10 protein-coding genes, 1 tRNA gene and 5 pseudogenes are annotated in these 13,510 nt (G+C 34.3%); 11 read left to right on the top strand and 5 right to left on the bottom strand.

From position 1 onward, the window contains the following. Positions 1–1,323: 1,323 nt before the first annotated feature. Together ACFIQE_RS06505 and ACFIQE_RS06510 are read right to left on the bottom strand one after the other, a co-directional pair. Positions 1,324–1,551: a hypothetical protein gene (locus ACFIQE_RS06505; RefSeq protein ID WP_375618608.1), complete on the bottom strand. Its 228-nt coding sequence runs from the start codon at positions 1,549–1,551 to the stop codon at positions 1,324–1,326. After that, entirely contained in the window at positions 1,548–2,210 is a 663-nt protein-coding gene (locus ACFIQE_RS06510; protein ID WP_375678665.1) for a lysozyme, read from the bottom strand. Before ACFIQE_RS06510 ends, ACFIQE_RS06505 begins: the two co-directional genes overlap by 4 nt. A 1,027-nt stretch (positions 2,211–3,237) precedes the next feature. On the opposite strand from ACFIQE_RS06510, the gene ACFIQE_RS06515 reads away from it, so the two are divergent. Further along, complete coding sequence (locus ACFIQE_RS06515) at positions 3,238–3,441, top strand: helix-turn-helix transcriptional regulator (RefSeq protein WP_375707411.1); 204 nt, start codon at positions 3,238–3,240, stop codon at positions 3,439–3,441. A gap of 99 nt (positions 3,442–3,540) precedes the next feature. Here ACFIQE_RS06515 and ACFIQE_RS06520 read toward each other — a convergent pair. Continuing rightward, positions 3,541–3,616 (bottom strand) — tRNA-Thr (locus ACFIQE_RS06520). 454 nt (positions 3,617–4,070) lie between these two features. Here ACFIQE_RS06520 and ACFIQE_RS06525 point away from each other — a divergent pair. The 6 genes from ACFIQE_RS06525 (at position 4,071) to ACFIQE_RS06550 (ending at position 9,460) form a co-directional block, all read left to right on the top strand. Further along, positions 4,071–4,247, top strand: a complete 177-nt coding sequence (locus tag ACFIQE_RS06525; protein WP_375630300.1) for a SlyX family protein — start codon at positions 4,071–4,073, stop codon at positions 4,245–4,247. Positions 4,248–5,277: 1,030 nt separating this feature from the next. Next, positions 5,278–6,705, top strand: a complete 1,428-nt coding sequence (locus tag ACFIQE_RS06530; RefSeq protein ID WP_375707412.1) for an amino acid permease — start codon at positions 5,278–5,280, stop codon at positions 6,703–6,705. A 40-nt stretch (positions 6,706–6,745) separates the two neighbouring features. Continuing rightward, positions 6,746–7,426 (top strand): energy-coupling factor ABC transporter ATP-binding protein, encoded by a 681-nt coding sequence (locus ACFIQE_RS06535; protein ID WP_375621061.1) that lies wholly within the window; start codon positions 6,746–6,748, stop codon positions 7,424–7,426. Then, positions 7,423–8,082: an energy-coupling factor transporter transmembrane component T family protein gene (locus tag ACFIQE_RS06540; protein WP_375674032.1), complete on the top strand. Its 660-nt coding sequence runs from the start codon at positions 7,423–7,425 to the stop codon at positions 8,080–8,082. Before ACFIQE_RS06535 ends, ACFIQE_RS06540 begins: the two co-directional genes overlap by 4 nt. Then, on the top strand, positions 8,079–8,636 hold the full coding sequence (locus tag ACFIQE_RS06545; protein ID WP_375640984.1) for a biotin transporter BioY: 558 nt from the start codon (positions 8,079–8,081) through the stop codon (positions 8,634–8,636). The genes ACFIQE_RS06540 and ACFIQE_RS06545 overlap by 4 nt, the downstream gene beginning before the upstream one ends. 257 nt (positions 8,637–8,893) lie before the next feature. After that, positions 8,894–9,460: a biotin transporter BioY gene (locus tag ACFIQE_RS06550; protein ID WP_375612392.1), complete on the top strand. Its 567-nt coding sequence runs from the start codon at positions 8,894–8,896 to the stop codon at positions 9,458–9,460. A gap of 51 nt (positions 9,461–9,511) precedes the next feature. Here the strand turns inward: ACFIQE_RS06550 and ACFIQE_RS06555 are convergent. Beyond that, positions 9,512–9,658, bottom strand: a pseudogene (locus tag ACFIQE_RS06555) (single-stranded DNA-binding protein); the annotation flags it as partial. A 733-nt stretch (positions 9,659–10,391) separates the two neighbouring features. Here ACFIQE_RS06555 and ACFIQE_RS06560 point away from each other — a divergent pair. Next, positions 10,392–10,442: pseudogene (locus tag ACFIQE_RS06560) on the top strand (hypothetical protein); the annotation flags it as partial. Positions 10,443–11,062: 620 nt separating this feature from the next. Here ACFIQE_RS06560 and ACFIQE_RS06565 read toward each other — a convergent pair. After that, positions 11,063–11,275: pseudogene (locus ACFIQE_RS06565) on the bottom strand (hypothetical protein); the annotation flags it as partial. A 167-nt stretch (positions 11,276–11,442) separates the two neighbouring features. Between ACFIQE_RS06565 and ACFIQE_RS06570 the strand changes: the two are divergent. The 3 genes and pseudogenes from ACFIQE_RS06570 to ACFIQE_RS06580 all read left to right on the top strand — a co-directional run. Next, positions 11,443–12,609 (top strand): annotated as a pseudogene (locus ACFIQE_RS06570) (tyrosine-type recombinase/integrase). A gap of 207 nt (positions 12,610–12,816) precedes the next feature. Beyond that, positions 12,817–13,017, top strand: a complete 201-nt coding sequence (locus tag ACFIQE_RS06575) for an AlpA family transcriptional regulator (RefSeq protein WP_007347209.1) — start codon at positions 12,817–12,819, stop codon at positions 13,015–13,017. 97 nt (positions 13,018–13,114) lie between these two features. After that, a pseudogene (locus ACFIQE_RS06580) lies at positions 13,115–13,510 on the top strand (virulence-associated protein E); the annotation flags it as partial.

Genomic DNA, 13,510 nt, shown 5'->3' on the forward strand with positions numbered 1-13,510 from the left:
AACAAGTTAGGAATAAATCTAAAAATATACATTAAATATAAAAACAGTACGATATGTAGGCAATCTGGGCTTTAGAAACAAGAATCAGAGCGTATAAAGATGCATAGAGGTGAGATTGAGACATATCATTTTTATGATTCAATAAAAAATAAAAATTAAAGAAAAAATTTTATATCAAAAATTTAAGGTGGTTTAAAAGGTGGACAGGCAATGCATGGAAGGATGAGCGAGAAGGTGAATTAGGGGAGAGTGATTTATAGATTATCAGTATCTTTGTAAAAGTATCTTCTCAAGATAAATATTGTGATGAAATAAGATTGTAGTTGAATGTTCGAAAAGATAATACGCACTCTTAATTTTTCCGTTATACACATCACAATAAAAGCCGTGAAAGGCACGGTCTTATTACAAACTTTCTCTAAAAGCAGTACATGAGTTTGCAAGATATTACCGTAATATTTTAAAAGAAGGATTTTATTTCAGAAAAAAATTATCTTAAAATAGTAAAGCAATATTTTTCAAGAAATTGCTAGGCGACTTTTGAAAGTAAAAAAGCTAAGTTAAAAAATAAAAGCAAAAATGGTTGCTGGTTTTCTCGACTGGAGTTGCATGTCATTTCCCACATAGGGAATTTACCTATAGAAAAATTAACAGCCAAGATCATTCACAATGTTTTCCCGCCACTTTAGCATGAAAAAGCAGATACAGTGCGAAAGTATTTGCCTTATCGTCAACATCATTATTATAATTAGGAAGCTGAAGCAACGTCATTTACAAATCACATAAAAGCCTTACCATTATTCATTATATAGCTTCCGTAGATTTCTTTTCTTCAAGCATGCCAGCTCCTAGATGTTATTTTGTTGAAAACAGAGCCTTTGTGTATGATCAGTTCTTTGAACGACGATAGTAGTGCAATCCATAAAATCTTTTCTCATCTTCTTTTGATAGGATAACAAAGATGCCCATAGAATACATCAATAGACTCAATCATTTTACACAAACATAATCTGTTGAATCCTTTCGCTTCAACTCAGACATCTCCGTTACTCTAATTAAAACTAATCGACCACCAGAGTGTTTTAATCCTTTAAGTGCTTTTACTTTTAATCTGAATGTATCCACCTCTTTCAAATCTTTTCATTGATTGATGTTTCAGAGGAATTATATTTTTATCACTTTATTTTCCGTTTATCTCTCCAACCACATAAACGTTCACCTTGTTCGTTATGTTTTAAAATATCTCTCGCCAAATTTGGACTAATGACATTGATATCTTGTCGATTCAAATAAATTGGCAGCCATCCAATACAAGAAGTTCGTTCATTCGTCGCGCAACCAGCTAGAAAGCTTAGTGCGCACATCAGCATCACTTTTCTTATTAATTTCATTTTCTACCTCAAGCCGTGTTGTCGCTATCTTGAAATCTTCTTTTGTTTGCTTTTGCTTCTCAACTTTTTTCCCAAGAAAAAAGGCTTTGACTAAAGCTATAAGAAAAGCTGCTATGAGCGCTGACGTCATTGTCAGATATTTTTTTATCCATAAAATCATAGGCGGTGTTCCTGAAAACGTTTAGCAATGTATATCATAGCTGTACAAGCGGCTAAAACCATAATGCCTGCTAGAACCCATTGAACAGGACCATTTCCTGCAAAAAGACCTCCAAGCCCTGAAAAAGAACCTATGATTGGTGCAAGAGCTTCTACTTTGCAAATACCTGTTACGCCTTCTGGTTCTACTACATGATAATTGGGGGCAACATGAGCTCCTTTTGCCCACAATCCTGCTTCGGTTGCTCGGCGATTGACAAGACCTTGGATACGTTTTCCTCCCACTCTTGTCCATTTTTGCAATTCGGTTGGTATCGCTTCATATTCACCTTTATTAAGCTTTTTTAAAAGTGTAGAACTGCGAAATGCTGTGATTCCTACATTATAGCAAAATGATACTAATGCCGCGAATTGTTCATCGTTTAAAGGAACGGTAACGGCTTTTTCAACAACAGCTTCATACTCCCTCAAGTCCTGACAAAGGATTTTTTCAGCTTCTTTTTCCGTAATTTGCATATCTTTGTGAACGCTTGGGGCACCAGAAGCACTTGTATGTCCATAACCAATTGTCCATACACCACCAGAATCTTCATAAGCTGATAAACGCAAGCCTTCCAATTGCTTAATCAATACAAGCCCTTCTTTTGATATTTTTCGCATTATTTTTACCTATAAAAAACTACACAAAGCAGGATATGAATTAAAAACTTACATCTACTCATTTTTAAGAACAGAACAGCGAAAGGGCATAATAAATTCAAAACATCCATAGTGGATTATTTTAAGATCTATATCATTTTTTTGAATAAAGATTATGCTAAATACTATTCATTTTGCAGCAATTGATCTCCATCTAAAGACAATAACTTTATAATAAATCCATTTATAATCAGATAGATTTCACTCATAAATTCTTACAGTTGATCCAGAATGATTTAGAAGAACTTTACTTGAAAAAACTTCAATAATTCCAATGACAAAAAGCATTTTTAACAAAAAATAAGAGACATAATAATTAATGAAATAATTAGGTGTTGATTTTTAAGTAATTTCAAAAGTCATAAATTGCACCACAGAATTTTTTTATAAAAACAAAAAAACATTATAATTTAACATTATACATCTAAAACTCATCTTAGAATCAATAAAACATATACATAACGTGTTATACATATTTAATAAAAAAATCTATAGTTAATTTAATTATTCTTTGTTTTTTTCCCTAATTGCTTAATTTCATTAAAAAATACCTTTATGAAGGATTTTAAATAAACTGTTACATAAAAAACATAATGGATGTTTCTCCTCTCTTACAGTCTGTTTCCAACTGAAACAATATATTAGTGGAGCATATTCAATATATAGACCAATGATATTTGATAGTTTTTTTAAGAATATTGTACTGTAATAAATTTGAACAATTAGTTCGGTTTCATATATTTTCTTTTTCATATGAAGCATTTGGTAGGGCGTTCGGGTCCAATGGTATCATCTTTGTCTGGTGTTGTATTGGCTACGTTTCCAGCAGCCTCTTAAACAAATCAATCAAGCTATTGAAATCTTTTTAGAGGCAATAGCACAAGAGACACAAAAGATTTTGACAAAAAGCTGCTTGACAATATAGGAAGCTCTCTCCTCCTAGCATCCCAGCCCATTCACATAACATAAAAAATAAAAAGGCAATGAGATGATATTTGATGATGGCAATAGATATGTAATAATACGTGAGTGTGCACAGCTTTTTAGTATATCCACAACAACGATTCGCAATTGGATGCTTCAGGGGTTGTTTCCGGAGCCATATAAGCTAGGGAGAGCAGTGAGATGGAGAAAAAAAGAGATCCTAGCTTTTACTCCAAAGAAAAATAAGGAGCAAATAAGAACAAATTAGGTAAAATTATATAAACTGTAGAAGGTGGTCTAAAAGGTGGTCTGAAAATGGCTGTTTAAAGAAAAATTTTATATATTTCAATATGTTAAACACAAAAAGTGGTGCCGCATGCCGGATTCGAACCAGCGACCCCATCATTACGAATGATGTGCTCTACCAACTGAGCTAATGCGGCATAGGTTTGTAAGTCAATGAGACAAAACTAATTTGAGGGTAATAGCTAAAAGTACGTATAAAAGCAAGAATGCATTTTTTCAATAATTTATACATATGATAATAATTTGAAGGAGAATTATGTAAAAGTCAGAGGAAAGTATTCTTTGACCTTAATGCTATAAAATGCGTTTCAATTTACGATAGCACTTAAATTAAGAAGCTGGGAATGTAGATCTTTAGGATGAAAAATGGTGTCAAGATCACTTAGTAAAGATAAAAACATTTTCTGATTCTTAAGAAAGAAATTTGTTACATAGAGTGATTGGGAAAATAAAGATCATCATAAACCTTTTATAATGTGCAAATAGATGAGTAGAATTAGTTGAGAAGTTACTTCTCATTTTTATGGGAAGAAAAAGGGAGGAGAATTAATAGAATTAATCACGTTTTTTATTTAAGAGGGAGTAAAAATCATGTTGGATGAAGATCGGCTGATAGAATTAGAAATGAAGCTAGCTAACCAAGAAAAATTCATTGAGGAACTTTCTCGAGAGGTAACTAATCAATGGAAAAGTTTGGATGAGATATCTAAAAAAGTTGATATTTTAGCGAGACGATTTTCAGATTTAAAAGAACTAGAGTGTTACTGAAGCTGTTATCTTACCATTTTCTCAATAGGGAGAAGGTGCGAAATATTTTTTATCACAATTGCAATTATTTACAGATGAGTCTTTATTTCACGCATTTTGTTAGACTTGTAGAATAATTTTTATAAGCTTCTTCATTAATTTTAATAAGTTCCAATCTTATAAGGAGAGCTGATATTAGAAGACGTTTTTTTATATGGGGTTTCTAGTACGAAAATTAAGAAAAGTTTTTGTAGAGTATTAAAGAAGCAGCTATAGAAAAATATATGAACTGCAATATTTTAAGTTTTTTCTGTACAGAGTTTTCTTATAGATGGGAGGTAGATTTATTCGCTAATTTTTTTAAATTGATACAAATAAAGTGATGTTATCGTTATCTATAGAAATCATAAGTGAGCGCCTATATTTATAATGAAGCGTTTTAATTTTTTCTGATGATCAAGTGATCTTCAGTTGTTTTAATAGAGTGGGGGGGGTAAGCGACATCGATTATGTTATAGTACAGAGAGCTCTAGAAGTTTTTTTCAAGATCAAATGTACTCTTCGTTATATGTATATGATATTTTGTGAAAAGGCTTTTGTTTTTCGTAATTTAAGATACAAAATACTATTGCTAAAGCACCAAAGATAGACCATGCGGGTAAATAAGTGAGAGTAATGCAAATTGAGGACAGAAAATCAGGCATTACCTTGCATAGAGATTGATTAAGGTGATAGATATCTGTTTGCAGAAGGCTTGTTAAAATTTTATTAAAGGGGGTTGTTGTCCAATGTGATGTGATTACAGAGTGTGCGTTATCAATGACCAATGCTATAATGGTTAGTGTAACGAAAATGAAGGACATTAATTTAAATAAAGGGTGGAGCATATTTTTTCTTAAAACTTCAACCGGACATACGTATAATGCACAAAAAAATAAGGAGTTGCATTATGATAAGAAAATAAGTTTACGTTTGTTTTGTGTTTTTTAAAAGAGGTGCCTAATTTTTCAATAAAAGTTGAGGTTAAGTTCAACAAAAGTAGTGAGGCATGATGTCTGAAAAAAAGCACGAGGAATTGAAGCGTAGCCTTCAAAATCGCCATATTCAAATGATTGCTTTGGGTGGCGTTATTGGGACAGGACTTTTTTATGGGTCAACCGAGGCAATTCAATTAGCTGGTCCCTCAGTTATTTTATCTTATCTTGTCGGCGGGCTTATTATGTATTTCATTATGCGAATGCTTGGTGAAATGTCAGTAGAAGAACCGTCTTCAGGAGCATTTAGTTTTTTTGCTTATAAATATTGGGGGAGATTAGCTGGTTTCATAACAGGTTGGAATTATTGGTTTCTTTATATTCTTGTGAGCATGGCTGAACTTACAGTGATAGGGTTTTACCTTGATCATTGGATTTTGATTGATCATTGGAAGACATCTTTCATTGTTCTTTTATTTGTTACATTTGTTAATTTGTTTAATGTTCGTTTTTATGGAGAATTTGAATTTGCTTGCGCTTTGATCAAAGTGGCTGCTGTTATTGGTATGATTATTTTTGGAATTTTTCTCATTGTCACTGGACTAGGGGAAAATCAAGCGAATATTCATTATCTTTGGGACCATGGCGGGTTTTTCCCTTATGGAGCAGTAGGGGTTGTTTTAGCAACTTCTGTAGTAATGTTTTCTTTTGGAGGAACGGAGCTTATTGGTATTACTGCTGGAGAGGCATCTAATCCACAAAAAACAATTCCAGCGGCTATTCGTCAAGTTATGTGGAGGATTATAATTTTTTATATTGGTTCTATCAGCATTATTATGATAATCAGCCCTTGGAATATGATTGGAAAAAATGGTAGTCCTTTTGTCACAATTTTCGAGACTATAGGAATTCCTGCTGCTGGTCATATTTTGAATTTTGTGGTGATTATGGCTGCTATTTCTGTTTACAATAGTGGCATTTATTCTAATGGCCGTATGCTTTATAGTTTAGCTGTACAAAAAAATGCACCACATATTTTTAGTAAACTGAGTGCTGCTCGTGTTCCTTATATTGCTATCCTTTTTTCATCATTATGTACGGCGTTGATTGTCGTTGTTAATGCTCTTATTCCTGATAATAGTTTCATGCGGATCATGGCTCTTGCAACTGCAGCAGCAGTGATTACTTGGGCTATTATTGTTATTGTTCATTTGAAATTTCGCAATGCCCATAAGAACAGAAAGGGCGATTTTATTTATGCGTTTGGTTTATATCCTTACGCTAACTATCTTTGCCTCTGCTTTCTTGCTTTATTATTTTGCATTATGTTTGTCAGTGGTTTTGGGAAAAATGGATTGATGACTCGACTTTTTGATATGATAGGAATAAGCTTGCCTTTTCTTGAAGCATATATTCCTGTACAGATGCCTGATATGAGTTTGGCAGTCATTATTATTCCTCTATGGTGCTTGTTATTACTTTTAGGTTATAAACTGAAGCGATAGAGAAAGAAGAGCTAATAAAAGGGATTGATTGGAATAAACCTTGGGGATTATAAAATTTGATGAGGTAACACAAGTTTTTGGTGATTTGTGTGTTTTAAGAAATATTAGTGTACAGCTTACCGAAAGACGAGTTGCTATTATAGGTGCGAATGGTTCTGGAAAAAGTACATTTGTTCGCCTTATTAATGGGCTCCAATTACCATCTCATGGTTTTGTAAGCGTTGATGGGCTTGATACAAAACGCGATGCAAAAGCAGTAAAACGTAAAGTTGGATTTGTTTTTCAGAATCCCGATAATCAGATTGTTTTACCATTAGTTGAAGAGGATTTATCCTTTGGTCTCAAAAATTTAAAGCTTAATAAAGATGAAATTAAGGAGCGTGTAGATGAAATTTTACAGCGCTATGAACTTCAAAATTTCAGAAATCACGCTGTCCATTTATTAAGTGGTGGGCAAAAACAACTTGTTGCTATTTCTAGTGTAGTTGCAATGAAACCAGACTACATTATTTTTGATGAGCCGACGACATTACTTGATTTGCGAAATAAGCATCGCGTTACGCAAGTGATAGAAGAATTACCGCAAACGGCAATAGTTGTATCGCATGATTTAGAGTTTTTGAAAAAGTTTGATAGAGTGCTGGTTTTTGATAAGGGGGAGATAGCAATTGATGATGTACCTTTTGTTGCTATAAAGGAGTATATAAGAAGAATGTCATGATCGGTTTATATATTCCGAGGGATACATTTATTCATAGGTTAAGTCCTGGAGTTAAGTTATTATTTCTTACGGCCTGTGGAACTTTTATAATAATGGTTTCTTCCATAGCGCTTCTTGGTTTATTTTTGTTGTTTGTCATCTTATTCTATAGAATCGCCAAGATCCCTTTCAAAACTGTGATAAAACAATTTAAATCGATGGGATTGCTTTTAGTTCTTCTATTTGTATTTCAAACTATTTTTAGCGGTTGGCTTACGGGGGTTGAGGTCATATTACGTCTTGTTATCCTCTTTTCTTTATCATCAGTTATTTCATTCACAACAAAAGTATCAGATATGGTGGATGCAATTGAAGCAGGCCTCCAGCCCTTTCGTTGTTTTGGTATAAATCCATCAAAAGTGAGTATGGTTATCTCTATGGCGATCAGGTTTATTCCTCTTTTGAGTGAAAAGTTTAATGAGGTACATGAAGCACAGCAAGCACGAGGACTTAATACTAACATTGTCGCTCTTGCGATACCTTTAATTATACGGACTATAAGAATGGCGTCAGAAGTGGCTGAAGCATTGGAAGCGCGTTCTTATGATGCTGATACTATTGATACAGCATCTCGTAATAATCAGAGTTTTTATAGTAAAAAAAGAAGAATTAAATGAATACAAAAGATTTAGTTTATATTGCTTTATTCGCCGCTATTTATACTATTTTGGGCCTTTTTCCTTCTATTTATCTTCCTTTTCTTCTAGGGGTACCTATTACAGCTCAATCGATGGGACCGATGCTAGCAGGGTCTATTCTTGGGGCAAAAAGGGGTGCTTTAGCGTCACTCCTTTTTCTTGTTCTTGTTGCGATTGGATTACCTCTGTTGCCTGGTGGTCGTGGTGGAATCAGTGTCTTTTCAGGAATTGCAAGTGGTTATTTAATAGGTTTTCCATTTGCCGCATTTTTTATTGGTTTAATGGTAGAGTTGTTTTGGCAGCGGTTAAATTTTATAACATTATTTATAATAAATACTTTTGGTGGCATTGGGATAGTTTATTCTTTTGGTGTTCCATGGACAGCGTATATGACCAAAGTTTCTTTACTGAAGGTTTTAATGGCTTCATCAGTTTTTTTGATAGGCGATTGTTTAAAAGTGTTGATTGCATCCTTTATTGCACTCGCGATTAAAAGATCTGTTCCTCTCATTCATTCAAAGCATAATAACTAAAATAAATGTATTATTTTGTTATATTGTTATTATATAATATTCATATATCACTATTATCGAATTTAAATATAGTAATTTATGATGTAATTAAACATTGTAGAATCTAATATGATTCATATAAGTGATGTTATTAAAATAAATTATTATAGTATTTTTCTCTATATCTAAGGCATTTAAAGTGTACTTTTATAAATCTGATACTTTTTATTAATTATACAACAATAACGAAAGCTTTTCCCTAGTGAAGGAATAATTCAGTGAATACAAAAGATTTAGTTTATATTGCTTTATTTGCCGCTATTTACGCTGTTTTGAGTCTTTTTCCTCCTATTTATCTTCCTTTTTTGCTGGGTGTCCCTATTACAGCTCAGTCTATGGCTCCGATGTTAGCAGGCTCTATACTTGGAGCAAAAAGGGGAGCTTTAGCATCACTTCTTTTCCTTGTTCTTATTGCGATTGGGTTACCTCTATTGCCTAGTGGTCGTGGTGGAATTAGTGTTTTTTCAGGAGTTACGAGTGGTTATCTGATTAGTTTTCCATTTGCTGCATTTTTTATTGGCTTTATGGTAGAATTATTTTGGCACCGGTTAAATTTTATAATATTATTTGTGATAAATACCGTGGGTGGCATTGGGATAGTCTATTCTTTTGGAATACCATGGGTGGCTTATATGACACAGGTCCCTTTGCTGACAGTTTTAATAAGTTCATTAGGTTTTTTTGTTAGTGGTTTCTTGAAAGTGCTGATTACATCCTTTGTAGCGTTGACCATTAAAAAAACCGTTCCTCTCATTCATTCGGAAAAAGGGGCAGTTTTGTACTGAAGAACAAGTTTTTCCAAATGTATGTAGATTAAAAAGCACTACGGAATATCATTCTGTTTTGTCTACTTTTTTATTGGTATTTTTATCTGCATAGCTCTCAGAGGTAGCCATACGAAAATTGAATGTTGCGGCACCAAAATTCTTTTTTCTTTCAGGAGCAGCTCTCAAATAGCCAATTAATATCATTTTATTCAACATGCTTGTAAGTTTTATTCGATTTGCATATTATATGCATAAAGCCTTAGAATAATTTATTATTTTTTTAATATTTTTAGTTAATTAATCACTAATTTTTAAATTATTAAATTATATTAATTGTACAAAAACATGGATAATTAAGTGTTCATCTAAAACTCTTGATGTATATAATACCCTTATAAATGTATTAATATAAGGTATAAAAATGAGATTTAAATGGAATGAAGCTAAAACAAAAAGTAATCTTATAAAACACCGTGTAAAGTTTTGAAATAGCTGCATATGTTTTTTCTGATCTATTCTCCATGGCTAAACAAGACCGTGTTGAAAATGGAGAGTATGGTTAGCAAGCTTTAGTGCTTGTGGAGTTTTTTTTATTACTATTCGTAGTGCATACTGTCCATGACGATAAAGATGGCATAGAGGTAATCCGTATTATTTCAGCACAGAGAGCCAACTCGAAAGAAAAGAAACGTTATAAAGAAGAAAGTTCGTTATAAAATCGAGGTAGGTAACTTATCGGCTTTGACAGATGAACAGAGAGTTGAAATTGATAAATTGGCTGTAATGTCGGATAGAGCAATTGATCATAGAGATATTCTGTCACTCAATGATGAGTTCTGGAAAGACGCCGTTTTCAATCCATTCTGTAAACCCATGAAAACTGTCACAACTGTGCGTGTGGATTCAGACGTACTAGCGTGACTTTAAAAGTCAAGGGAAAGGATATCAAACGCGGATTAACGCCATTTTACGTGATGCCATGCTTCGTTCAATGCACTGATTTCTCCTCCACTTAAAAGCAGGGAAGGGGGAGCCCATATTTTAAAAATCTAAGTAGCTCTCACTGCAGAGTTCTCTAAAGTTCGTATTGCTTTTGCAATTAAAATTTTATAGCCTCAATTTTCAGCCAAACGATTCTAAACGACGCAGTATATTTGGGATACACTACACTCCCATAGTCACTAAGATAACTTAGGCAACATCTACCACCCGATAAGACATAGACATTGTAATTATGTTAACTTTATGAATACCATTAACGTCCTTTCTTATAAATATAAAATAGATCCAGCCTCAGAATTAGTTAATATCAATGATGCTGATAAATTTTTAGAGGAAGGGAGATACGATTTTAACCGTGATAATCAATGTGCTACCTTAATAATCGAAAAGTTTTCTGTGAACTCGAAGATCTGCTATTGGATTTATGTGTTAACGGGAGAAAATAGTCCTTATAATCCCGAAGTAATTGATTCTGAAAATGACTTTCAGAATATTCCTAACCCACGTCCTAGAAAATATGTTGAACAGAATAAGCAATATTTTGGAATTTTGATTCCTATAGAGTTTACTCTTTTTTCTTCAAATAAAGAGTTAAACAAATTCTTGCAGCTACACTACAAAAAAACTTTCATAAAGCGTAATAATAAGATTTTGCCTTGCTTGTGGTGAGGTAATCCCAGAAGCACGAAGCCTTACACTGTTATAAAACTCTTGTAATTCCTTGGATTCTTCCTCGATATTGGTTTTATCCAGTTCCGTTAAGATCTTATCCATTGCTTGCGAAATAGCATTGTTTTGCACAAATTCATTGCCCTCAAACAAAGCAACGTATTGATTTATAATGATAATCTAGCGTTATTCATATTGAATTAGACCTTCGAATAACGTAAGATTCTCTCATTTCAAATCTCTCTATGTTGAATCAATCAAAATCACTTGCTTGCACACCACAAGCGGGGCTGGTGTGTGGGTAAAAACTATAGAAGAAAGGAGTAAAAATGGTTCTTATGAATCGGCTTAATGCAAGATCTGTCGCAACATTGGGGGCTGGCAAATATAATGATGGTGCCGGCTTGTTACTTCACAAACGTAAAGATGGAGGTGCTCAATGGCTTTATCGTTATACCATTCATGGGCGCCGTCGTGAAATGGGCTTGGGTGCCTTGCGAGATGTTTCTTTAAAACAAGCCCGTGAATTGGCAACTGGGTGGCGGGCTGTTTTACGTGAGGGGCGTGACCCTATTAAAGAACGCAACAAACAAAAGCGTGAGGCAATAAGCAATCTCCATTATTTAAAAGATATTGCTCTAGATGCTTTTGAAAGCCGTAAAGCTGAATTAAAGAATGATGGTGAGTCTTGTAATTGGTTTTTACATTTACGCCTCCATATTCTCCCTAAATTAGGCTGTCTGCCCGTTTCAGAGATTACGCAAACAGAGATACGCGATACCCTTGCCCCTATTTAGCATACAAAAGCTGCAACAGCAGAGAAAGCATTGATACGTCTTAATCTTTGTCTTAAACATGCGGCTGCCTTGGGATTAGATGTCGATTTACAAGCAACAACAAAAGCACGCGCTCTCTTAGGTAAACAACGCCATAAAACGCAAAATTTTCCAGCTATGGATTGGAGAAAGGTTCCGGCTTTTTATAAAACACTTTGCGAAACAACAACAATGACACAACTGGCTTTACGTTTGCTTATTCTGACAGGCGTTCGTACTTTTCCTTTATGTCATATCCATAAAGATCAAGTTGAGGATGATATCTGGACTATTCCTGCTGAGAATATGAAAGGCAAGCGTGATGCCACAACAGAATTTCGCGTACCCCTATCATCTGAAGCATTAAAAGTAATTGAACAAGCCCGCTGTATCTCTAAAAGTGATTTCATCTTTTCACTTACCGGTCGTGGTCCTCTTTCACATACGATGATGGCGGCGTATATGAGAAAAAATAAAATTGAAGCCTGCCCGCATGGCTTTCGCTCTAGTTTACGCGATTGGCTAGCAGAAACAACCGATGCTCCCTATGAGGTCGCTGAAACTATTCTAAGTCATACAGTAGGAGGACAAGTAGAGCGCTCCTATCGTCGTACTGACTATCTAGAACAGCGCCGTGTCTATATGGAGAAATGGGCGGCTTATGTCACGGGTCAAACCTAAAATATGGGGTGAATAACCCCATTATCTGTGGATAACTTTAGCTCTCTTGTCTCTCATTCGCTCTCAATTAGACTCATAAATTATCACATCAGAATTTATATGATAAAATATTGTTTTCTATAAATAAAATACCTTCAAAAATAAACCAAAATGTGCTTAATAAATAGTTATGATTTGTTACCATTTTTTGATAGAAAGGATTTTAGAATGACAGAAAATGATATTCTTTTGACAGACCGTGAAAGTGCAAAATTGCTTCATATGAGTGTTTCAACATTCCGGCGTCATGTTACCAATGGCTCTCTCCCAAAACCTTTAAAATTTGGTTTTTTATCCCGTTGGTTACAATCAGATCTTTTGAATGTCATCGAGCAAGCAAAACAGCAACGTCAAAGTGACGCGGCATAAAAAAACCTTGTCACGTAAGGACGGACAAGGCTTTCTCAAACTCATCACCCTAGAGATAGCACAATCCGTCCTATGACGCAACGTTATAGGATTTAAAATGATGTGTTCTTTTAAGAATGCGCGGGGTATTACTCGTGCCTTGCGCGGGGTTTGGCATGGGCGTTATGGAACAGCCCGTTGCCCTGCTCATGATGATAGGCTGCCTAGTTTATCTATTTCTAATGGAAATGATGGGCGTCTTTTACTCTATTGTTATGCTGGCTGCTCTTTTAGAGAGATCATACAAGCGCTTATCAGAATTGGATTGCTTGGAAAACAAGCTTATGATCAGACGCTTTCTTTCTCAAAACAGTTTTGTGCTGATCTTAGACGAGCAAAACAGAAAGCAGAGAGAGCAAAAGCAATTTGGCAACAATGCCAACCAATCAAAAATACTTTAGCAGAAACCTATTTACGTATGCGGGGTATTACATGTGATTTGCCTGCTGATTTA

Source organism: Bartonella sp. AA1HLJMS (assembly GCF_042197445.1).
Lineage (GTDB): Bacteria > Pseudomonadota > Alphaproteobacteria > Rhizobiales > Rhizobiaceae > Bartonella.

What these genes read in the sequence shown, in the direction of transcription:
- ACFIQE_RS06575 (WP_007347209.1), top strand. Translation starts at nt 12,817, where the DNA reads ATGACAGAAAATGATATTCTTTTGACAGACCGTGAAAGTGCAAAATTG.
- ACFIQE_RS06515 (WP_375707411.1), top strand. Translation starts at nt 3,238, where the DNA reads ATGATATTTGATGATGGCAATAGATATGTAATAATACGTGAGTGTGCA.
- ACFIQE_RS06525 (WP_375630300.1), top strand. Translation starts at nt 4,071, where the DNA reads ATGTTGGATGAAGATCGGCTGATAGAATTAGAAATGAAGCTAGCTAAC.
- ACFIQE_RS06505 (WP_375618608.1), bottom strand. Translation starts at nt 1,551, where the DNA reads ATGATTTTATGGATAAAAAAATATCTGACAATGACGTCAGCGCTCATA.
- ACFIQE_RS06530 (WP_375707412.1), top strand. Translation starts at nt 5,278, where the DNA reads ATGTCTGAAAAAAAGCACGAGGAATTGAAGCGTAGCCTTCAAAATCGC.
- ACFIQE_RS06540 (WP_375674032.1), top strand. Translation starts at nt 7,423, where the DNA reads ATGATCGGTTTATATATTCCGAGGGATACATTTATTCATAGGTTAAGT.
- ACFIQE_RS06510 (WP_375678665.1), bottom strand. Translation starts at nt 2,210, where the DNA reads ATGCGAAAAATATCAAAAGAAGGGCTTGTATTGATTAAGCAATTGGAA.
- ACFIQE_RS06545 (WP_375640984.1), top strand. Translation starts at nt 8,079, where the DNA reads ATGAATACAAAAGATTTAGTTTATATTGCTTTATTCGCCGCTATTTAT.